This window comes from Bradyrhizobium sacchari, from assembly GCF_002068095.1.
Classification (GTDB): Bacteria; Pseudomonadota; Alphaproteobacteria; order Rhizobiales; family Xanthobacteraceae; genus Bradyrhizobium; species Bradyrhizobium sacchari.
Map to the genome: position 1 here is coordinate 130,514 of NZ_LWIG01000033.1, position 20,703 is coordinate 151,216.

20 protein-coding genes and 1 tRNA gene are annotated in these 20,703 nt (G+C 64.6%); 14 read left to right on the forward strand and 7 right to left on the reverse strand.

Features of this window, described 5'->3' with window-relative positions; genetic code table 11:
- The 3 genes from ilvD to A5906_RS28645 all read left to right on the forward strand — a co-directional run.
- Positions 1 to 1,800 (forward strand): dihydroxy-acid dehydratase (gene ilvD, locus A5906_RS28635; RefSeq protein ID WP_080138568.1); only part of this gene is annotated, 1,800 nt, incomplete at its 5' end.
- Between the two features lie 222 nt (positions 1,801 to 2,022).
- Positions 2,023 to 2,346: a hypothetical protein gene (locus A5906_RS28640; protein ID WP_027559170.1), complete on the forward strand. Its 324-nt coding sequence runs from the start codon at positions 2,023 to 2,025 to the stop codon at positions 2,344 to 2,346.
- Between the two features lie 325 nt (positions 2,347 to 2,671).
- Complete coding sequence (locus A5906_RS28645; RefSeq protein WP_080138569.1) at positions 2,672 to 3,415, forward strand: hypothetical protein; 744 nt, start codon at positions 2,672 to 2,674, stop codon at positions 3,413 to 3,415.
- 51 nt (positions 3,416 to 3,466) lie between these two features.
- Here the strand turns inward: A5906_RS28645 and A5906_RS28650 are convergent.
- A tRNA-Ser gene (locus tag A5906_RS28650) sits at positions 3,467 to 3,556 on the reverse strand.
- Positions 3,557 to 3,583: 27 nt separating this feature from the next.
- Between A5906_RS28650 and A5906_RS41815 the strand changes: the two genes are divergently transcribed.
- The 3 genes from A5906_RS41815 to A5906_RS28660 all read left to right on the forward strand — a co-directional run bounded on the left by A5906_RS41815 (position 3,584) and on the right by A5906_RS28660 (position 5,918).
- On the forward strand, positions 3,584 to 3,952 hold the full coding sequence (locus A5906_RS41815; RefSeq protein ID WP_136615543.1) for a hypothetical protein: 369 nt from the start codon (positions 3,584 to 3,586) through the stop codon (positions 3,950 to 3,952).
- 1,118 nt (positions 3,953 to 5,070) lie between these two features.
- Positions 5,071 to 5,262, forward strand: a complete 192-nt coding sequence (locus A5906_RS28655) for a hypothetical protein (protein ID WP_080138570.1) — start codon at positions 5,071 to 5,073, stop codon at positions 5,260 to 5,262.
- A 338-nt stretch (positions 5,263 to 5,600) separates the two neighbouring features.
- Complete coding sequence (locus A5906_RS28660) at positions 5,601 to 5,918, forward strand: DUF1476 domain-containing protein (protein ID WP_245326953.1); 318 nt, start codon at positions 5,601 to 5,603, stop codon at positions 5,916 to 5,918.
- A 24-nt stretch (positions 5,919 to 5,942) separates the two neighbouring features.
- Here the strand turns inward: A5906_RS28660 and A5906_RS28665 are convergent, their stop codons facing one another.
- Positions 5,943 to 6,440, reverse strand: coding sequence for a GNAT family N-acetyltransferase (locus A5906_RS28665; protein WP_080138572.1), 498 nt, complete (start codon positions 6,438 to 6,440; stop codon positions 5,943 to 5,945).
- Positions 6,430 to 7,008: a TIGR00645 family protein gene (locus A5906_RS28670; RefSeq protein ID WP_080138573.1), complete on the reverse strand. Its 579-nt coding sequence runs from the start codon at positions 7,006 to 7,008 to the stop codon at positions 6,430 to 6,432. Before A5906_RS28670 ends, A5906_RS28665 begins: the two co-directional genes overlap by 11 nt.
- 219 nt (positions 7,009 to 7,227) lie before the next feature.
- Here A5906_RS28670 and A5906_RS28675 point away from each other — a divergent pair, with 219 nt between their 5' ends.
- Complete coding sequence (locus A5906_RS28675) at positions 7,228 to 7,464, forward strand: hypothetical protein (RefSeq protein ID WP_245326975.1); 237 nt, start codon at positions 7,228 to 7,230, stop codon at positions 7,462 to 7,464.
- Positions 7,465 to 7,492: 28 nt separating this feature from the next.
- Here A5906_RS28675 and A5906_RS46035 read toward each other — a convergent pair whose 3' ends face one another.
- The gene (locus A5906_RS46035) at positions 7,493 to 7,621 is read right to left on the reverse strand and encodes a hypothetical protein (protein WP_283807740.1); all 129 of its coding nucleotides are present in this window, start codon (positions 7,619 to 7,621) and stop codon (positions 7,493 to 7,495) included.
- Between the two features lie 825 nt (positions 7,622 to 8,446).
- Here A5906_RS46035 and A5906_RS28680 point away from each other — a divergent pair.
- Positions 8,447 to 9,355 carry a septal ring lytic transglycosylase RlpA family protein gene (locus tag A5906_RS28680; RefSeq protein ID WP_080138575.1) on the forward strand — a complete coding sequence of 303 codons (909 nt, stop codon included), beginning with the start codon at positions 8,447 to 8,449 and terminating at the stop codon, positions 9,353 to 9,355.
- On the opposite strand, the gene A5906_RS28685 is transcribed toward A5906_RS28680, so the two are convergent.
- Complete coding sequence (locus A5906_RS28685; RefSeq protein WP_080138576.1) at positions 9,352 to 10,305, reverse strand: alpha/beta fold hydrolase; 954 nt, start codon at positions 10,303 to 10,305, stop codon at positions 9,352 to 9,354. The two genes, A5906_RS28680 and A5906_RS28685, sit on opposite strands and share 4 nt — an antisense overlap.
- Before the next feature lie 152 nt (positions 10,306 to 10,457).
- Here A5906_RS28685 and A5906_RS28690 point away from each other — a divergent pair, with 152 nt between their 5' ends.
- The 6 genes from A5906_RS28690 to A5906_RS28715 all read left to right on the forward strand — a co-directional run bounded on the left by A5906_RS28690 (position 10,458) and on the right by A5906_RS28715 (position 17,172).
- Complete coding sequence (locus A5906_RS28690; protein WP_080138577.1) at positions 10,458 to 11,720, forward strand: D-alanyl-D-alanine carboxypeptidase family protein; 1,263 nt, start codon at positions 10,458 to 10,460, stop codon at positions 11,718 to 11,720.
- 2 nt (positions 11,721 to 11,722) lie between these two features.
- Positions 11,723 to 12,409 carry a dTMP kinase gene (gene tmk / locus A5906_RS28695; RefSeq protein WP_080138578.1) on the forward strand — a complete coding sequence of 229 codons (687 nt, stop codon included), beginning with the start codon at positions 11,723 to 11,725 and terminating at the stop codon, positions 12,407 to 12,409.
- Positions 12,406 to 13,452 (forward strand): DNA polymerase III subunit delta', encoded by a 1,047-nt coding sequence (locus A5906_RS28700; RefSeq protein WP_080138579.1) that lies wholly within the window; start codon positions 12,406 to 12,408, stop codon positions 13,450 to 13,452. Before tmk ends, A5906_RS28700 begins: the two co-directional genes overlap by 4 nt.
- Before the next feature lie 107 nt (positions 13,453 to 13,559).
- On the forward strand, positions 13,560 to 15,572 hold the full coding sequence (gene metG / locus A5906_RS28705; RefSeq protein ID WP_080138580.1) for a methionine--tRNA ligase: 2,013 nt from the start codon (positions 13,560 to 13,562) through the stop codon (positions 15,570 to 15,572).
- Positions 15,573 to 15,584: 12 nt separating this feature from the next.
- Complete coding sequence (locus tag A5906_RS28710; RefSeq protein ID WP_080138581.1) at positions 15,585 to 16,361, forward strand: TatD family hydrolase; 777 nt, start codon at positions 15,585 to 15,587, stop codon at positions 16,359 to 16,361.
- 13 nt (positions 16,362 to 16,374) lie between these two features.
- Complete coding sequence (locus tag A5906_RS28715) at positions 16,375 to 17,172, forward strand: MBL fold metallo-hydrolase (protein WP_080138582.1); 798 nt, start codon at positions 16,375 to 16,377, stop codon at positions 17,170 to 17,172.
- Between the two features lie 255 nt (positions 17,173 to 17,427).
- Here A5906_RS28715 and A5906_RS28720 read toward each other — a convergent pair whose 3' ends face one another.
- Both A5906_RS28720 and A5906_RS28725 read right to left on the reverse strand, forming a co-directional pair.
- Entirely contained in the window at positions 17,428 to 19,077 is a 1,650-nt protein-coding gene (locus A5906_RS28720) for an acyl-CoA synthetase (RefSeq protein ID WP_080138813.1), read from the reverse strand.
- 21 nt (positions 19,078 to 19,098) lie between these two features.
- Positions 19,099 to 20,703: TRAP transporter large permease (locus tag A5906_RS28725; protein WP_245326954.1), on the reverse strand; the 1,605-nt coding region annotated here is incomplete at its 5' end.

Here is a 20,703-nt window from a genome sequence, read left to right on the forward strand (position 1 = left end):
GCCCGCGGCCTCTGGCGCGCGACCGGCATGAAGGACGGGGATTTCGGCAAGCCGATCATCGCGGTCGTCAACTCCTTCACCCAGTTCGTGCCCGGCCACGTCCATCTCAAGGACCTCGGCCAGCTCGTCGCCCGCGAGATCGAGCAGGCCGGCGGCGTGGCAAAAGAGTTCAACACCATCGCCGTCGACGACGGCATCGCCATGGGCCATGACGGCATGCTCTACAGCCTGCCGTCGCGCGAGCTGATCGCCGACAGCGTCGAGTACATGGCCAACGCCCATTGCGCCGACGGCCTCGTCTGCATCTCCAACTGCGACAAGATCACGCCCGGCATGCTGATGGCCGCGCTGCGGCTCAACATCCCCGCCGTGTTCGTCTCGGGCGGCCCGATGGAGGCCGGCAAGGTCAAGCTGGCCGGCAAGACCAAGGCCGTCGACCTCATCGACGCCATGGTCGCCGCGGCCGACTCCAAGGTCAGCGACGACGACGTCAAGGTGATCGAGCGCTCGGCGTGCCCGACCTGCGGCTCCTGCTCGGGCATGTTCACCGCCAATTCCATGAACTGCCTGACCGAGGCACTTGGCCTGGCGCTGCCCGGCAACGGCTCGGTGGTCGCAACCCATGCCGACCGCAAGCGCCTGTTCGTCGAGGCCGGTCACACCATCGTCGATCTCGTCCGCCGCTATTACGAGCAGGACGATGCGTCGGTCCTTCCGCGCAACATCGCCAACTTCAAGGCGTTTGAGAACGCCATGACACTCGACATCGCCATGGGTGGCTCGACCAACACCGTGCTGCATCTCTTGGCCGCCGCCCATGAAGGGCAGGTCGCCTTCACCATGCAGGATATCGACCGCCTGTCGCGCCGCGTGCCGGTGCTGTGCAAGGTCGCGCCGTCGGTTGCCGACGTCCATGTCGAGGACGTGCACCGCGCCGGCGGCATCATGGGCATTCTGGGCGAGCTCGACCGTGCCGGCCTGATCGATACCTCGGTCTCGACCGTGCATGCACCGACCATGAACGAGGCGCTGGAGCGCTGGGACATCAAGCGCTCCAAGAGCGAGGCAGTGCGCACCTTCTATCGCGCTTCGCCTGGCGGCATCCCGACCCAGGTCGCCTTCAGCCAGGAGCGTCGCTATGACGAACTCGATGCCGATCGCGAGAAGGGCGTCGTGCGCGATCTCGAGCACGCCTTCAGCAAGGACGGCGGCCTCGCCGTGCTCTACGGCAACCTCGCGCAGGACGGCTGCATCGTGAAGACCGCCGGCGTCGATTCCTCGATCCTGAAATTCTCCGGTCCGGCGCGCGTGTTCGAAAGCCAGGACGCTGCCGTCGAAGGCATTCTGGGCGGCAAGGTCGTGGCCGGTGAGGTCGTGGTCATCATTTATGAAGGCCCGCGCGGCGGCCCCGGCATGCAGGAGATGCTGTATCCGACCAGCTATCTGAAATCGATGGGTCTCGGCAAAGCCTGCGCGCTCGTCACCGACGGCCGCTTCTCGGGCGGCTCGTCCGGCCTGTCGATCGGCCATCTGTCGCCGGAAGCGGCCGAGGGCGGCAACATCGGCCTCGTGCGCACCGGCGACGTCATCGCCATCGACATTCCGAACCGCAGCATTACGCTGGAGGTCTCCGACGAAGAGCTCGCCAAGCGCCGCGCCGCGGAAGAAGCGAAGGGCGATGCCGCCTGGCAGGCGACCGGCCGCAAGCGCAACGTCTCGACCGCGCTGCAGGCTTACGCCGCACTCACCACCAGCGCCGCGCGCGGCGCGGTGCGCGAGGTGAAGCGCCGCTCGAACTGAGCGCTGCATCGTTCGCGCCTCACGTGCATGGTCAATAAGTTCTGAACGGCCGGTGAAAACCGGCCGTTCGCATTAAGGATGCCTCAACGAACTTCAGCACAGCAAGGTTTTGCGGCGTATACTTCAGTGACCTTCGCAAATTCATTTCGGGCAACTGGGGCACCACATCCAATGTCTCGTACTCTTGCTGTTGTTTTCTCCACCGCCGTCGCTGCGATTTCGATGACGGGCGCAGCATCCGCCGGCTGCTACAATTGCTACACGCCGCCGCCGTGCCAGACCTGCTACCAGCAGCAATACGTCGCGCCGCAATACCGCACCGTCGACGAGACCGTGATGGTGTCGCCCGGCTCCGTGGTCGCGCATCGCACGCCGGCGCAATACCGCACCGTGATGGTGCCGCAGACCGTGATGGTGGCGCCGCCGGGCGTCCAGTACGAGCGCATTCCGCCGCAATACGCCACGCGCCAGCGTGTCGAGATGGTCTCGCCCGGCTATTCCTATTACGCCCCGGTGCAGATGGGCTGCGCGTCCTGCGGCTACTGAGCCGGCGCAGCAATGAACTTTCTCGAGCGGCGCTCCCACGGGGCGCCGTTTTCTTTTGTACATCCGCAAACGAGGCCCGGAATTGGCGGTGAACCCAACCCGGGCCTCGTAACCGGCGACGCCCTGGGAGATGTCGCCAGTGTCAGGGATGCTGAGAAGAGCAGGCTAGGGGAACAGGCTGACGCTCGCCTGACAGATCACGGATAAAGAAACGTTGCCCAATCGTCTCCACGTTGCGCGGAACGCGCTTTCGAGACGGCGGACATGACAAAAGCCGGGTGCATCCGACCGCCCCTGTCGTGGTCGGCCATCGCGAGAAGGAAGCATGGCGGACATATTTTGCGGCGACGACGCACTCGCCTACGAACGCAGCCGGACGCATTTCGCCGCCGGCGAAGGCATGTTGCTCGACGATGCCTATCGTCTGGCGCATCTGCCTCTGGTCGCCCCCAACGATCCTCGCGTGATCGCAGCGAAGGAAGGCACCGATTACGACAGGGGACGCCACCCCACGGCTTACTCGGTGGTGCTGCCCGTCTCAGCCGACGCACTCGAAGCTTCGCCAGCCTATCAGGCGCTTGAGATAGAGCTGCGGACGGCTCCCTTTGCGCACAAGGTGGCGTGGCACGTGATGGACAGGCGAAGGGGCCGTCTGCACGCCACCGTCTGCGGTGGCCTCGGCTCCGAGCCCCCGGTCATCGACCTCGCCCGTCGCTCGGCCCTGGCCGGGCTCGGACCCATCAAGGCCGAGGTCCGAGGCCTGTTCTCCGGGAACGTGAACCGGGGACGGGTCTATCTGCGCGTCTACCCGGAGCAGCGCGATGGCGCGAACCTCTTCTACGCGGTCCAGCGCGCGCTCGGCCGCCCGACGACGGACCTCTACGTGGTCGGGCTCTGGAATCTCATGGACGATCTCGACGCCGACGAGGCCGCAATCCTGGCGGCGATGATCGAGCGCTGGTGGTCACGGACCTTGCTGCGGGTCGAGGCGGACGAGCTCTGGCTGCTCGGCGCACGCGATGACCTCGTGCTGGATGGGGAGATCAGCGCGCGCTTGGCGCTGCGCTGAGACGCTGTTCGATATCGCTGTGAAGCCGGGACGGGCGCAATGGCTCGATACTGGCGGAAGGGGTGGGATTCGAACCCACGGTACCCTTGCGGGCACGCCGGTTTTCAAGACCGGTGCCTTAAACCACTCGGCCACCCTTCCAGCGCTGGAAGGTCAGGCACTTAGCGAATGGCCGCCCTGGACGCAAGGCGAATAAAGCTGGTTTTGGGCACATCTCCGGCAAATCTTGCGGTCGCGTTTGGGCGTCCCGTGAGCTGGTGCGCGCGCCTGGGGAATGCCTTCACGATCATCCTCACGGACAAGGATGACGACAAGTCGATGCGCGTCTTTCGACGTGTGGTGACGGATGCCGTGGCAAATGCCGACGACGACGATGACGTGATGCCGCGCCGGTTTGCGCAATGGTCCATCCCTTGTGTGTCGGGACGGTCCATGACTGGGCTGCCGTTGCGAGGGGCGCGCCGTAAAAAATCCACGCCGGACTGTGCGAAAGCGAACAGAGCTGATTACCGAATTTTCCTAGGCTGCGGTTGCTGACCTTCCCCAAGGTCAGCCCCCAGCGGCCCCGGCCTTACCCCAAAAGCCCCCCACTACAGCCGGGGCCGCCACCGCCCTGCGGTGCTGCCGATTCATCGCTGCGGGTGTGGAGGTCAGGCGCATCGCCGCGTTTTCCGGCAGCGGTTCCGCTGTCAGCTCTCGCACCGCGAAGACTCGCAGCCGCGACTGCCGTCACAGTGCTGCGACCCTATGGGCGGCGCTGATTGCGTCTTAGCGGGGCGAGAATTCGTACCTCTCCAATCGCTCAATCGCTGCTTGGCGTTCGTGCTGGCCAAGCCAGACCAGCGCCAAAAGCAGCGTGCCGCAAAGCGCCGCGAACCCGAAAACCAGACGCTTCATCGCCTGTGAATGCGAGTGCGTTGGTAAGGTTCCTGACGAGCGCGGTGGACGATCGTTTTGCAACAAGCCCAGCGGAATGGGCGAGGCTCATGGTCGTTCGGGAAATCGGGACGAGGGTCGGCCCGGCCGACGGATTATGTCCCCGGAAAACCGGCTGGCCCGCACCGGCGGGTCTTTCCCATCATGCGAGGCAGGCCAGGATGGCGAGTGCGACGTCGGCTCCGAGGTCGCCTGAATACGCCCAGACTGCAATTCCAGCACCGAGAGTCAGCGCGATCACCTTCAGAGCAATCATCTTTAGTCTCCCCTTAAAGCGCGGGGTGAAACTAGCCGCGTTATGTTTCCGGGATGCTTCGTTCGGGGAGATAAGCGGTTTCATTCACCGACCTGTTATCGGCTCTTGTCCCGGGCTGCTTTTGGATGAAGTTCGGTTTTTGCGCATTCGCCTGGGCGAGCGATTTTCCGAAGATGGCGGGATGCCACTGTTTTGCCCGACGGGTCAAACGGCCTTTCGCGGGTGCAAAAAAAGTCATTGCGCTGACACGACTTGGCTACTGTGCATGGGGTTGTTTTCGATGTTTTTGTTGGGAGGCCATCCTGCAGCGTGGACGGCTGTAATTTTCCGCTTCGCGACTGCCCGGTCCAGGACGCGATTTTCTTCCGGTAAGGCCTTGAATCACCGGGCGTTTCGGCCTTGTTCACGAAGCGCGCGCAATGCGGCGAGCGGAACTTTTTCCTCGCCTCCACGTTACCTCGCCATGACTGATGACCTTTCCTTCCGACGCAAACCCTTAACTCCCGAACAGCGCCAGGCGCGCGATGCCGCTCGCCGGATCGAGGCCGAACAGGCCATGCGCGATCACGAAGCGGCGCAGAAGGCGTTTTACGCCAACAAGGAGCGGCTGAAGGCCGAGCGGCTCGCACGAGAGGCTGCGGCCGCGAAGGGCTGACCGCGCCCGATCCGCAGCGCGCCAATACCACCAGGATCTATCGTCTGACGTGAGGACATCGCGTTTCGCGCGCGAGGCCAGCTTGAGCGCCTGGACTGCCCCCCGCGAATGCGCGCGGGGGCCGTCATGCTTCGATCCGCTTCAACCTGACAAACGGCATCTTCCAGCCACCGACCGCGCCGGCGCGCAGCGGTGAACGTCCGGGCTTGCCGCAAGCGCAAGACTTGACGGCGTTTGCCTTCCGCCGGAAGCTTCAGATGACTCACAACTGACGTGAATACGGAGACGTTCTTTCCAGCCAGTCCGATCCCATCAGCGAAAACGCAATGGAGCTGACCATGACCACGTTCGACAAGCGCGAGCAGGGCTTCGAGGCCAAATTCGCCCACGACGAGGAACTCATGTTCAAGGTGACGGCCCGGTCCAACAAGCTGCTCGGACTCTGGGCCGCCAGCCAGCTCGGTCTCAGCGGCGAGGCGGCCGCGGGCTATTCGGCGGCGCTGGTCACGGACCACCTCGAGAGCCGGACGATGGTCGAGGTCCTGGACAAGGTTTCGGGCGATCTTGCCGCCAAAGGAGTGGCGCGCGAGCAGGTCGCCGCGAAGCTCCAGGAATGCCTGCACCAGGCCATGCAGCAGCTCGAAGCCAAGGAGTAAGGCGCAAAGGCGTGAGCGCCGCGCTCACAGCTCCATGTGGACGATCTCGATGGGCTCGCCGCCGAGGCCGTGGGAGAACTGTCCCCGACCAATGCTTCTGAAGCCATACCGTCGGTAGAACGCCTCGGCGTTGATCGTGGCTTCGAGGCGGATCGGTCCGCCGCCATGACCGAGCCGCGCCTGGGCCACGCCGATGTCGAGCAGCCGCTGCCCGACGCCGGAGCCGGCCGCCTCGGGCAGCACGAACAATCGGGTGACCTCGCCGGGCTCGGCATCGACAAAGCCGATGACGACGTCGTTGCGAAGGCAAACGATCATTCGCCCCCTGGCGATCAGCTCCTCGTAGAACCGTGGTGTTCGTTCGCCCATCCAGTTCTCGATCTGTGCCGGCGAATAGCATCCCCGCGAAAGACCCGCGATCGAGGCCTTGGTGATGTCAAACACGGTCTCCGCATCGTCCGGACACGCCGGCCTGAAGGACATCTCCTCATCGGCGGACGGGGCGTGCTTCTCACTCGGCATGTCTGCGCATTCCGGAATCGCTGAGCTTGTCGACATAGGCAATTCCGAGCGCCGAGACGATGAAGGTGATGTGGATCAGCACCTGCCACATCACGCCGGTCTCGGTGAAGCCGGCGCGGCTCGAGCCGAGATTGCCGGCCTCGATGAAGGTGCGCAGCAGCGCGATCGAGGAGATGCCGATGATGGCCATGGCGAGCTTGATCTTGAGGACGCTCGCATTGACGTGGCCGAGCCATTCCGGCTCGTCCGGATGGCCCTGGAGGTCGAGCCGCGAGACGAACGTCTCGTAGCCGCCGACGATCACCATCACCAACAGATTGGAGATCATCACGACGTCGATCAGCGCCAGCACGCTCATCATGATCTGCTGCTCGGTGAGATCGAGGGCGTGCCAGGAGAGATGCCAGAGCTCCTTCAGGAATAGCGCGATGTAGACGCATTGCGCTACGATCAGCCCGAGATAGAGCGGCAATTGCAGCCAGCGCGAGCCGAAGATGATCATCGGCAGCAGGCCGAGACGCGGCGCGGGCAGGCGGGGCTCGGTCCTGGTCTCGGGTTCAACCGACATTCAAGCAGCATCCTCGCAAGCAGAGACGATCTCGCTTTCATGTACCCCGACAAGATGGCCTGCGGAAGACGTGCGGTGCATTAGGCAACGCTTCGGGCGATCGTGTAGTTTCGTGCTAGCGTGGACGCGGCCGTCCTTCGACGGCGCGGATCGGGAGGGGCATGTTGCGCAATGGCTTTGGCGACGGGGTTTAAGAGAACTGTGTTGCTTGTTGCGGCGATGATGCTTGGCGCCGGCGCCGCCGAGGTGTCGGCTACGCCGCTGACGCCGTTTCGCTACGAGGCGCAGGCGCAGCGCCATTGTCCACATGACCAGGTGGTCTGGCTGGATTTCAGGAAGGGCATCTACTACGCGAAGGGCCAGAAGCGGTACGGCCAGGGTTTTGACGGCAGCTTCGTCTGCCTCGGCGAAGCCCGCGACGGCCTGTATCGTCGCTCGCTGCTCGGCGTGCGCTGAGCCGTTTGACGGAGCGGGAACGGCCTACTTATTTCTGGCCCGGCAGCTTCACCGGGACGTGCGGGGAGGTGCTGATGACCCTCGGACTACCGTCCGGGTGGGTCCGGCCGCCGCGGATCAGCGATTCCAGGACCAGGATGAATTTCTCGGAAAGCATGTCTGTCACCTTCGTTGGTGATGGCCTCTTGAAATGCGTCGAGGCGCCGACCGCAGAAATTCAATCAACTAAATGGGAGCAGGGCCGACGCCCTGTTGCAGCGCAGTACTGTGCTTGTCTGAGAAGACGAGAAACGATGGTCCGGAATCAGCCGAAGGCCAGCGCCACCAGGCTCGAGCACAACAGCACCAAGCCGCCTGCGGTCAATGCCAGGAAGCCATCGGATACGAGGTCATGATTACGCATGGGACACCTGCCGCTCTCGTGTTCGATGCCCGGTCGGATCGATCAAAATCAGTCCGAACGTGCCGCCTTGAAAGAGGTGATGCTTGCCGATCAGTGCGAGTGCCTTCAGGCCCTCGTACGGTAACCTTCGAACGCATGGGCCAGGAAGATCCCCGCGCTTACCAGACCCATCAGTGCCGAAACCGTCTCGATCATCGTTAAATTCCAAATCCCGCCCTTGCATGCGAGAGAACGCGTGCGGCCTTGCACAGTCAAAAGAATTCCCGTGAGTGGCGTGACAATGGGGGTGGAGTGAGGATTTGGCGCAACAGAATGTCCAGGAGTGGGACAGAGCAGGCCCTTGCGCCCCGTAGATCAACGGGGAGAAGCGAACCGGGTGTTTACCATCTCGGCGTGATCGCCGTGAGCTCCCCATTTCCGCCGTGTTCCGATTGCGTTATCGTTACCACATCCGATGCGGTGGTGGGCCGCATCGGGGCAAAGGACCGGACAGCGCGCGCCCGTCACCAAAGCGGGTTGGGTATGCCACCGGCGGAATGGTATTTGGGGCGAATGGGGATCCGACGGTCAGATTCGGTTATGCGGGCCGCGCGAGGTGTTGCGGCGGCCGCGACCTGCCTCGCGCTCGCCAATTGTGCCTCGTCGGGCAAATTCGCCAGCCGCGTCGATCCGAAATACGGCGTGTCCTCGAGCCCCCGGGTTGTTGCCTTTGGCGATCCGGTCCCGAAGGGCGGCGGCACCTACCGCGTCGGCAAGCCCTATGTGGTGGCTGGCAGGACCTACGTGCCGGAGGAAGACGTCAACTACCGCGCCGAGGGCATGGCGTCCTGGTATGGCGATGACTTCCATGGCCGCCTGACCGCCAATGGCGAAGTGTTCGACATGGGCTCGCTGACCGCGGCGCATCCGACCCTGCCGATGCCGTCCTATGCCCGGGTGACCAACGTCTCGAACGGCAAGTCGCTGATCGTCCGCGTCAATGACCGCGGCCCCTATCACGGCAACCGGCTCATCGACGTCTCGAACAAAGCTGCCGAACTGCTTGAATTCAAAGGCAATGGCGTTGCCAAGGTCCGTGTCGAATATGTCGGCCGGGCGCCGCTCGAAGGCTCCGACGACCGTCAGCTGATGGCCACCCTGCGGACCGGGATCCCGGCGCCGTCACCTTCGATGGTCCGGGTTGCCTCTGCGAAGCCCTTCGTGCCGGAATTGCCGTCATCGACCCGCGGCGCCATTCGCGGCGAGGTTCCGATGCCGGAGGGGCGGCCCTACAATCTCGGCAATACCTCCGCCGACATGGCTTCGCTCAATGCGACCTCGGAAATGTCGGCCTCGAGCCGCAGCCGGGGGCGGGCGCTCCAGAACGCGCGCGCCGTGTCCTATGACGAGGACGGCCGCTATGCGAGCGAGGGCGCTGCGACGGCCCCCTATACCTCGGACGGCGCGGCCGAAGCCCGCAGCATCCTCAGCGGCCGCGGCCTCTACTAAGCCGCGCTCTCCTTCAGGAACGTCACCAGCGCGGCATTCACCTCGTCCGGCCGTTCCTGCTGCACCCAGTGGCCGGCGCCCTCGATGATCAGCTTCCGCTTGAGATTGGGCAGCACGCGCTCGAGCTCGTTGACGCGCTTGGCCCCGATCAGCCCGGTGATGACGGCGTCTTTCGAGCCGGCAATGAAGAGGGACGGTTGCCGGATCTGCGCATCCTGCCAGGGCGCCGTCAGCTCCCAATTGCGGTCGAGGTTGCGATACCAGTTCAGCCCGCCGCGGAAGCCGGATTTGCGGAAGCTTTCGGTGAAGTAGGCGAGGTCAGCCTCGCCGAGCCAGGCGGGCAGCGGCTCTCCGGCCGGCGCGTGGCCGAGAAATCCCTTGTCGGCCTGCACGAACATGGCGGCCGTGGGATCGCTGAGGCCGCGGCCGCCGAGCACGATGCGCATGGTGCGGGCAACGTCGCGCTCGAGCTCGGCCTCGGCGATGCCCGGCGCCTGAAAATACTGCCAGTAGAAGTTGGTCACTCCGCCCTCGCGCAGGAGGTCGAGCGGCTTGCCACGGCCGCGAAAGGGCGGGGGCACGCTTAGGCCCGCCACGGCCGTGAAGATGTCAGGCCGGAACAGCGCCGCATGCCAGGCGACCGGAGCCCCCCAATCGTGGCCAACAACCATGGCCTTGGATTCGCCCAGCGCCTGCACGAGGCCGACGACGTCGCCGACAGTGTCGAAGATCGAGTAGGCGTTCACGTCGGCCGGCGCCGCGCTCTGGCCGTAGCCGCGCATGTCGGGGGCGACGACGTGAAACCCGGCGTCCGCCAGCGCCGGGATCTGGTGACGCCAGGAATAGGACAGTTCGGGCCAGCCATGGCAGAGCACGACCAGCGGACCCTGGCCGGCCTCGCGGATGTACAGGTCGATGCCGTTGGCCTTGATCATGCGGGTGGAAGACATCGCTTTTCCGCCTTGTTTCAGGGGTTTGGTCGATAAATATGAGGTGTCACGATAGGGGCGTGACGAGAATCATGCAAACTCGGGCGCCGGCGTCAGCCTGAAGTTGTTCGCTCCGGTTCCAACTGTTAGAACGCCGCTCTCAGGGCTTGGCCATGGCATTTCGACTGTTTTCGCTCCGTCGCGCCCGGTTCACCACCGGAGCAATGGCGCGCGGGCTGGTCACTGTCGCGCTCGTTGCAGGTATTGGCTGGGGCGGCGCGCTTTATGCGGCCAATCAGAGCGTCCAGGGCGTCAAAAAGACAGAGGAGGCCGGTTTCGATGGCGATGCGCCCACCGCGATCCTGATCGAGGCCTCCAGCGGCAGCGTGCTGTTCGAGAAGAACGCCGACGAGCTGCGCGCCCCCTCCAGCATGATGAAGCTGATGACGGCGGAGGTCGTGTTCAACGCCATCAAGAAGGGCGACATCAAGCTCACCGACGAGTACCGGATCAGCGAGAATGCCTGGCGCAGGGGCGGCGCGCCCTCCGGCGGCTCGACCATGTTCGCCGCCATCAACAGCAAGGTCTCCGTCGACGATCTCCTGCATGGCGCGATCATCCAAAGCGGCAACGACGCCTGCATCGCGCTCGCCGAAGCCATGGCGGGCAACGAGCGGATCTTCGCCGCCGACTTCATGACAAAGCGAGCTCGCGAGCTCGGGCTCGCCAAATCGACCTTCGCCAATTCCAACGGTCTGCCCGATCCCGGCAACAAGATGACGGTGCGGGAGCTCGGGATCCTCGCTCGGCACATCGTCCTGGACTTTCCGGAGTTCTACAAGCTGTTCGGCGAGAAGGAGTACACCTGGAATAAGATCCGCCAGCCCAACCGCAATCCGTTGCTCAATTCGATGGAAGGTGCTGATGGCCTCAAGACCGGCTACACCAAGGAAGGCGGCTACGGCATGGTCGGCTCTGCGGTGCAGAATGGCACCCGGCTGATCGTCGTCGTCAACGGGCTGGAAGACCCCGAGGATCGCGCCACCGAAGCCAAGAAGATGCTGGAGTGGGGCTTTCGCAACTTCGAGACGCGCACCCTGATCGCGGCCGACCAGCCGGTCGGCTACGCAAAGGTCTTCGGCGGCGAGAGCCGCTCGGTGAAACTCGTTGCCAAGACGCCCGTGAAGGTGATGGTGCACAAGAACGGCAGCGACAAGCTGATCGCGCGCGTCGTCTATAACGGTCCGGTGCGCGCGCCTGTTCAGGAGGGCCAGCAGGTCGGTGTCGTCAAGGTCTGGCGCAGCGGCAACATCGCGGTGGAAACGCCGGTCTATGCAGGTGAAGCGATCGGCACCGGCTCGACCATGCGGCGTGCGATCGACGGCGCCAGCGAGCTCGTGATCGGCATGTTCCGCGCAGGCGCCGAGAAGCTCTGACCATGAGTGACAAGGCGACACAGCGACCGTCCGGACGCGGACGCTTCATCACCTTTGAAGGCGGCGAGGGGACGGGCAAGTCGACCCAGATCAGGAAGCTTGCAGACCGCCTCAAGGCGGCCAGGATGCGCATCCTCGTCACGCGCGAGCCGGGCGGATCGCCGGGGGCCGAGATCATGCGTCATCTGGTGCTGTCCGGCATGGGCAAGCTGCTCGGGCCCGAAGCCGAGACGCTGCTGTTTGCCGCCGCGCGCGACGACCATGTCCGCACCGTGATCCAGCCCGCCCTGAACCAGGGCGCATGGGTTCTCTGCGACCGCTTTGCGGACTCGACGCGGGCCTATCAGGGCAGCCTCGGCCGCGTCCCGATCGGGCTGATCAACGCGATGCAGCGGGTCACGATCGGTGATCTCAAGCCGGACCTTACCATCATCCTCGACCTGCCGGTCGAGATCGGCTTGCAGCGTGCTGCGCTACGCCGCGGCACCGGCACGCCTGATCGATTCGAGAGCGAGAAGCTCGGCTTTCATCAGGGGTTGCGCGAAGCCTATCTCAAGATCGCCGAGGAAGAGCCCGCGCGCTGCGTGCTGATCGATGCCAATTCCGATCCTGAAACCGTCGCAGGCCGCGTCTGGAGCGCGGTACGCGAGCGTCTCCTCCCCACGCCAGCCTCGGTGATCTCAGCATGAGCCCGCGTCAGGCCGAGCGTGAGACCGCCATTCCGCACCCGCGCGAAACATCGATTCTGTTCGGCCATCACGAGGCCGAGACGGCACTGTTGACGGCCTATCGCAGCGGACGGATTCCGCACGCCTGGCTGATCGGCGGGCCGCAGGGCATTGGCAAGGCGACGCTGGCCTATCGCATGGCGCGTTTCGTGCTCAGCCACGGTCAGCCGCTGGCGCCTTCCGTGCAGAGCGCCCGAAGCCTCGCGATTGATCCCGATGACGCCGTGGCGCGGCAGGTCGCGGCCGGATCGCATGGCGGGCTGCTGACGCTGGAGCGCAGCGCCAACGACCGCGGCGTGATGCGCACCGTCATCACCGTGGATGAGACGCGCGAGACGATCGGCTTCTTCGGTTCGACGGCGGCGGCAGAAGGCTGGCGGGTCTGCATCGTTGACACCGTCGACGAGCTCAATCCGAATGCGGCCAACGCGCTGCTCAAGATCCTCGAGGAACCGCCGCAGCAATCGCTGTTCCTGCTGGTGAGCCACGCGCCCGCGCGCGTGCTTGCCACGATCCAGTCGCGCTGCCGCAAGCTGCGCCTGCGACCGCTCGGAACGGATGAGGTGATCGGCGCGGCCGCCTCAGCAGCCGATCTTGCGCCGACCGATCTGGCGCTGCGCGAGGCCGCGGAGGCCTCCGAGGGCAGCGTCGCGCGCGCCTTGACGCTGCTCGGCGGCGACGCGCTGAAACTCCAACAACGCACGGCGGCGCTGCTGGCGCGGCTGCCGCAGGTCGATCCGCGCGAATTGCATACGCTCGGCGATTCACTCGGCACCAGCGACCGCGTCGCGCTCGCGGCCTTCATCGATGGCATCGATCGTTGGATCGCGGAGCGTCTGCATGCGGACGAAGCCAATGCCAACCAGAACCTGCCGCGCCTTGCGCGCCTAGCTGAGGTATGGGAAAAGATCGTCCGCGCCGCGCGCGACACCGAAACCTACAATCTGGAGCGAAAGCCCTTGGTTTTCTCGGTGTTCGGCTGGCTGGCGGACGCAACGCGCTAGAGCATGATCCGGAAAAGCGTGCAGCGGTTTTCCGAGAGGATCATGCTCAAACAATAACCTACTCAGGTGCGTTTTCAGATTTCGAGAAGCCGGTAAAGGAATTCGTCGTGGCAACGCGAGCTAAGAAAATCGTCAAAGCCAAGAGCAGCAAGAAGAAGGCTGCCAAGAAGGTCGAAAAGAAAGTCGCGAAGAAGGCTGTAAGAGCGCGTGCGTCCAAGGCCGCCAAGAAGACTAGGAAGGCGGCCGCCAAGAAGGGCGTGAAGAAGAGCGCTGCGAAGACGTCAAAGAAGGTCGGCAACAAGAAGGCTGCGAAGAAGCAGGTCGTTGCCAAGAAAGCCTCGACGACGACGACCGCGACGAAGGCAGCCAAGGCTACAGCGAAGAACAAGGCTCCGGCGAAGACGGTCGCAAAAAAGCCGGCTGCACCTGCCGTGATCGCTGCACCGGCTCCTGTCGCCACGCCCCCGAAGGCTGAAACGCCTAAGGTGTCGAAGCCCAAGATCACGAAGCCGAAGGCTCCCTCTGCGCCGAAGCCCGTCGCAACTGCGCCAGCCGCTGTGCCCGCAGCGGCCCCGGCGCGCGACAACGTGTTCTACATCACGACTGCGATCGCTTATCCCAATGGCAGCCCGCATATCGGCCACGCCTATGAGGCGATCGCGACCGACGTGCTGGCGCGCTTTGCGCGGCTCGACGGCAAGGACGTGTTCTTCCTGACCGGCACCGACGAGCACGGCTTGAAGATGGTCCAGACCGCGCAGAACGAAGGCTTGACCCCTGCGGCGCTCGCGACCCGCAACGCCGGCCGTTTCAAGGAGATGGACGAGCGTCTGAACGTGTCGTTCGACCGTTTCATCCGCACCACCGAGGAACAGCATCATCGCTCGACCCAGGAGATCTGGCGTCGGATGGAAGCGAATGGCGACATCTATGCCGACACCTATTCCGGCTGGTACTCGGTGCGCGATGAGGCCTATTACGCCGAGGACGAAACGCGTCTGAACGACGACGGCGTGCGCCTCGGTCCGCAGGGCACGCCGGTCGAGTGGGTCGAGGAGAAGAGCTATTTCTTCCGCCTGTCGGCCTATCAGGACAAGCTCCTGAAGCTGTACACGGACAATCCCGACTTCATCGGCCCGGACTCGCGCCGCAACGAGGTGGTGAGCTTCGTCAGAAGTGGCCTGCGAGACCTCTCGATCTCGCGCACCACGTTCGACTGGGGCGTCAAGGTGCCCGGCGACGACGAGCACGTGATGTATGTCTGGGTCGACGCGCTCACCAATTACATCACCGGTGTCGGCTTTCCCGACGAGAGCGACGGGAACTGGCGCTACTGGCCGGCTGACGTGCACATCATCGGCAAGGACATCATCCGTTTCCACGCCGTGTATTGGCCGGCGTTCCTGATCTCGGCCGGCATTCCCGTGCCGAAGCGGGTCTATGCCCACGGCTTCCTGTTCAACCGGGGCGAGAAGATGTCGAAGTCGGTCGGCAACGTCGTCGACCCCTTCAACCTCGCCGACCAGTACGGCGTCGACCAGATGCGCTATTTCTTCCTGCGCGAGGTACCGTTCGGGCAGGACGGCAACTACAACCACGAAGCCATCGTCGCGCGCATCAATGCCGACCTCGCCAACGACCTCGGCAATCTCGCGCAACGCTCGCTGTCGATGATCGCCAAGCAACTCGGTGGCGTGCTGCCGGAGCCGGGCGAGTTCAGCGACAGCGACAAGGCGATCCTGGCGATGGCCGACGGCATGATCGCCGCATCGCGCGAGGCAATGGCGACGCAGCAGATCCATCACTGGCTCAATGCCGTATGGGCCGTGGTCGCGGAGGCCAACCGCTATTTCGCAGGCGAGGCGCCGTGGGCGCTCGCGAAGACCGACCCTGCCAGGCAGAAGACGGTGCTCTATGTCACCGCCGAAGTCGTGCGCCAGATCGCGATCCTGGCCCAGCCGGCGATGCCGACCGCCTCTAGCAAGCTGCTCGACAGCCTCGGCATCCCCGAAGGCGAGCGCAGCTTCGCGATGCTGGGCGGCGAGAGGCGGATTGCACCGGGCTCGACACTGCCGGCGCCGACACCGGCGTTCCCGCGCTACATCGAGCCGGCAGCCTGAGGCGTTCGATCGATGTTGGTCGACAGTCATTGCCATCTGGATTTTCCGGACTTTGCGGAAGACCTCGACGGGATCGTGTCGCGGGCGAGAGCGGCCGGCATTGCGCGCATGGTCACGATCTCGACGCGGGTGCGGAAGCTGAACCAGCTTTTGGCGATCGCTGAGCGCTACGACGACGTCTATTGCTCGGTCGGAACTCATCCACACCACGCGGATGAGGAGGATGGCATCGCGCCGGACGAACTGATCGCGCTGACGCAGCATCCAAAGGTCGTCGCGCTCGGAGAGGCCGGGCTCGACTATTTCTACGACAATGGCTCGCCGGAAGCGCAAGCGAGGGGCTTTCGCGCCCATATCGCCGCAGCGCGCGCAACGGGCCTGTCGCTCGTGATCCACACCCGCGAGGCCGACGCCGATTGCGCCCGCATCCTGGAAGAGGAGGTGGCACGCGGATCGTTTCGCGCCGTGCTGCATTGTTACACGGGCGGGCGCGAGCTGGCGCTGAAGGCGATATCGCTCGGGCTCTACATCGGATTCACGGGCATCCTGACCTTCAAGAAATCGGAGCCCCTGCGCGCGCTCGCGGCAGAGTTGCCGGCTGACCGTATTCTGGTTGAAACAGATTCGCCCTATCTTGCGCCGGGTAAGTTCCGGGGCAAGCGCAATGAGCCGGCCTATGTGGTCGAGGTGGCCAAAGTGCTAGCCGAGACGCGCGGCGTGTCGTTCGACGAGATCTCACGCCAAACAAGCGAAAACTTCTTCCGCCTGTTCTCCAAGGTGAAAGCTTGAGACTGGAAGCCGCATGACGCTGACGCTGACGATCCTGGGCTGCGGCTCCTCCGCCGGCGTGCCGCGCCCGGCACTAGGCTGGGGCGCATGCGATCCCAACAATCCCAAGAACCGGCGTCGCCGCTGCTCGCTGCTGGTCGAACGGACCGCCGAGCACGGAATCACCCGCATCGTCATCGATACATCGCCGGACTTGCGCGAACAATTGCTCGCAACCAACGTCGACCATATCGACGCGGTATTCCTGACCCACGAGCACGCCGACCAGACTCACGGCATGGACGATCTGCGCTCGGTCGTGATGCGCATGCGCCATCGCATCCCGACCTACTTCAACCAGTCGACCGCCAAGGACATCATGGCGCGGTTCTCCTATTGCTTCATTTCACCGGAGGGCAGCGACTATCCGCCGATCCTGACCCGGCATTCGATCGAGGCCGGCGAAAGCCGGACCATTCTGGGGAAGGGGGGAGCCGTGACGATGACGGCCTTCCTGGTGCAGCACGGCGCCATTCCCGCGCTCGGCTATCGCATCGGGGATGCCGCCTACACGCCCGACCTCAACGACATCCCGCGCGAGAGCTGGGGTGCGCTGGAAAATCTCGACCTCTGGATCGTCGACGGCCTGCGCTATACCAGCCATGTCAGCCATTTCAGCATCAACGACGCGCTGTCCTGGATTGAACGCTTCAAGCCGAAGCGCGCGGTCATCACCAACATGACGGCCGATGTAGACTACGAGGTGCTCAGGCAATCGCTGCCCGCGGGCGTGGTGCCGGCCTATGATGGGCTGCGGCTGGAGACGCGCTGATGGGGCGTGGTCAGCAAGCGTAGCGCAGTACGGCCTTGCCGCGTCGGAATCGATGGCGATTGCTGGGTAGCCGGAAGCGGAACGATCTGTTTGCCGTCGCGGTCGATGAAAGGCTCAGGCGGATGCCGGGAGCGGGTGCAGACCTGCAACCAGCCACGATCGGAGAGGGGACTGGCGACCGGTAGCAACCCCTCCACGGATCGGCGTAGCACCGGGCAAGAATGCCTCAAAGCGCAGACGGTCCATGGAATCGCCTCAGGCCGAGATCGCCTTGGCTGAGCCCACTTCGTTGCGCAGCAGGAATTTCTGGATCTTGCCCGTGGACGTCTTCGGGATCGGTCCGAACACGACCGCCTTCGGCGTCTTGAAGCCGCTCATCTGCGAACGGCAGAAGGCGATGATCTCGGCCTCGGTCGCGCTGGCGCCTTCCTTCAGTTCGACGAAGGCGCAGGGCACCTCGCCCCATTTCGGATCGGGTTTTGCCACAACGGCCGCGAACAGCACGGCCGGGTGCTTGTAGAGGATGTCCTCGACCTCGACGGAGGAGATGTTCTCGCCGCCGGAGATGATGATGTCCTTGGAGCGGTCCTTGATGATGACGTAACCGTGCTCGTCGAGCACACCAAGATCGCCGGTGTGAAACCAGCCGCCCTCGAAGGCTTCCTTGGTCGCCTTCTCGTTCTTCAGGTAGCCCTTCATCACGATGTTGCCGCGGAACATGACCTCGCCGATGGTCTCGCCATCGCGCGGCACCTCCTGCATGGTCTGCGGATTGATGACGGTGACGGCTTCCTCGAGCGGGTAGGGCACGCCCTGCCGCCGCTTCATGCGCGCGCGCTCGGGCGCCGGCAGCTCGTCCCAGCCGGGCTGCTCGGCGCAGACGGAGGCGGGGCCGTAGACTTCGGTCAGGCCGTAGACATGAGTCAGCTTGATGCCGATGCTCTCGGCGCCTTCCAGCACCGCCACCGGCGGTGCTGCGCCGGCGATCAGGCCGACCACGCGGCGCGCGGCGTTACCCTTCGGCGCGTCGGGCGCGTTGATCAAAGTGTTGTAGACGATCGGCGCGCCGCACATGTGGGTGACGCCGTGCTGCCTGATCAGCTCGAAGATCTTTGTCGGCTCGACCTTGCGCAGGCAGACATTGATGCCGGCCGCGGCCGCGATGGTCCAGGGGAAGCACCAGCCGTTGCAGTGGAACATCGGCAGCGTCCAGAGATAGACTGGATGCTGGCCGAGATTGCCGGCAAGGATGTTGCTGACGGCGTTCAGATATGCGCCGCGATGATGGGTGACGACGCCCTTGGGATTGCCCGTGGTGCCCGAGGTGTAGCTCAGGGCGATCGCGTCCCATTCGTCTTCCGGCGGGATCGCCGCGAAGCTCGGATCGCCCTGCGCGACAGCGGCCTCGTACTCGATTTCGCCGATGCGCTTGCCGCCCTTGAAGGCGGCGTCGTCGACGTCGATCACGAACGGCTTGGGCCCGCTCATCTGTGCCAGCGCATCGGTGATGACGCCCGAAAACTCGGGATCGACCAGGATGATCTTGGCGCCGCCATGATCGAGCTGGAACGCGATCGAGGGTGCATCGAGGCGGATGTTGAGCGCGTTGAGCACGGCGCCGGTCATCGGGACGGCGAAGTGCGCTTCGTTCATCGCGGGGATGTTCGGCAGCATCGCCGCCACGGTGTCGCCGACGCCAATGCCCTTGCCGGCGAGATAAGAGGCAAAGCGGCGGCAGCGCTCATAGGTCTCCGCCCAGGTGAAGCTGCGGCCTTCATAGACGGCGCTGACGTGGTCGGGATAGACCGCCGCGCTACGGGCGAGGAAGCTCAGCGGGCTAAGCGGTACGTAATTGGCTTGCGTCTTGTCGAGGCCGATATTGTACGGGTTCTGTCGCTCGCTCATCGACATCCTCCTTAAACCGCGTCAAAGAAATCCGATCGAGATCCAGGGGAAGATCGCAACGATGATCAATCCCGCCAGCAGCGCCAACAGATAGCCCCAGATCGGCCTGATGCCTTCGGCCGGATCGACGCGTCCGATGGCGCAGGCGGCATAATAGCCGACGCCGAAGGGCGGGGCGAATAGTCCGATCCCCATGGCGAGGATGATCACCATCGCATAGTGCACCTCGTGCACGCCGACGGCGCGGGCGATCGGAAACAGCAGTGGCCCGAACAGCACGATCGCAGGAATCCCCTCTAGCACGCTGCCGAGGATCGTGAAGGCCAGGATGGACACGGCGATGAAGGTCGCTGCTCCCCCCGGCAATCCGGTCATGGCGGATGCCAGCGAACGCGAGAAGCCGGATTGCGTCAGGCCCCAGGCCATGCCGGTGGCCGTGCCGATGATCAGCAGGATCGCCCCCGACAGCGCCGCGGTCTCGACCAGCATCGGAAACAGCCGCCGCCAGTCGAAGCGGCGATAGACGAGGAGGCCGACCAGGGCGCCGTAGACGATGCCGATGGTGGAGACCTCGGTCGCGGTCGCGATGCCCTCGACCACGGCGTAGCGGATCACGAAGGGCAGCGCGAGCGCGGGCAGGGCGATGACGAAGGTCTTGCCGATCTCGGATGCGGTGGCGCGGCGGACGTGGCTCATGTCCTCGTGGCGGTAGCGCCACCACACCAGCATGCAGAGCGTGACCGCGAGCACGACTCCGGGCAGGAGGCCGCCGGTGAACAGCGCCGCGATCGAGACGCCGGTGACCGAGCCGATCGTGATCAGCACGAGGCTCGGCGGAATCGTTTCGGTCTGGGCGCCGGTTGCCGCCAGCAGCGCGACGAGGTCGCCGGGCCTGGCGCCGCGCTGCTTCATCTCCGGGAACAGCACCGGCGCGACCGCGGCCATGTCGGCGGCCTTCGCGCCGGAGATGCCGGAGACAAGATACATCGCGCCGACCAGCACGTAATGCAGGCCGCCGCGGACATGGCCGAGGAGGCTCGCCAGGAAGGCCACCATGGCCCGCGCCATGCCGGTCATCTCGATCAGCAGGCCTAAGAACACGAACAGCGGCACCGAGAGCAGGATCAGGTGGCTCATGCCCTCGTCCATCCGCCCGACCAGCACCATCACGGGGGTGCGCGTGGTCAGCGCCAGATAGCCGAAGATCGCAAGCCCGAAGCCGAACGCAATTGGAACGCCGGCAAAGACACAGAAACCGGCGACGCCGACGAAGAAGATGACGAGGTTGAGATTACCGAGCGGCCGCAAATATGGCTGCGCCAGCCAGAACAGGCCGACGATGACGACAACGGAAACCACGGCCGTCAGCACCATGCGGACATCGGCGGCCCGCAGCAGCCTTAGCAGCGCGAAGGCCGCCATCAGGCAGATGCCGGCCGGCAGCGCCGCGGCGCGCCACATGTTCGAGATCTGCAGCGCCGGTGTGGTGATGAAGCTTTCCTCGTAGGCGTAGTCCCAGGACGGCCAGACGATGAGCGCCAGGAACGCCAGCGCGGCGCAGGTCGCGACCATGTCGAGATAGGCTCGCATCGCGGGCCCGGCGCTCGCGACGACGGCGGTCATGCG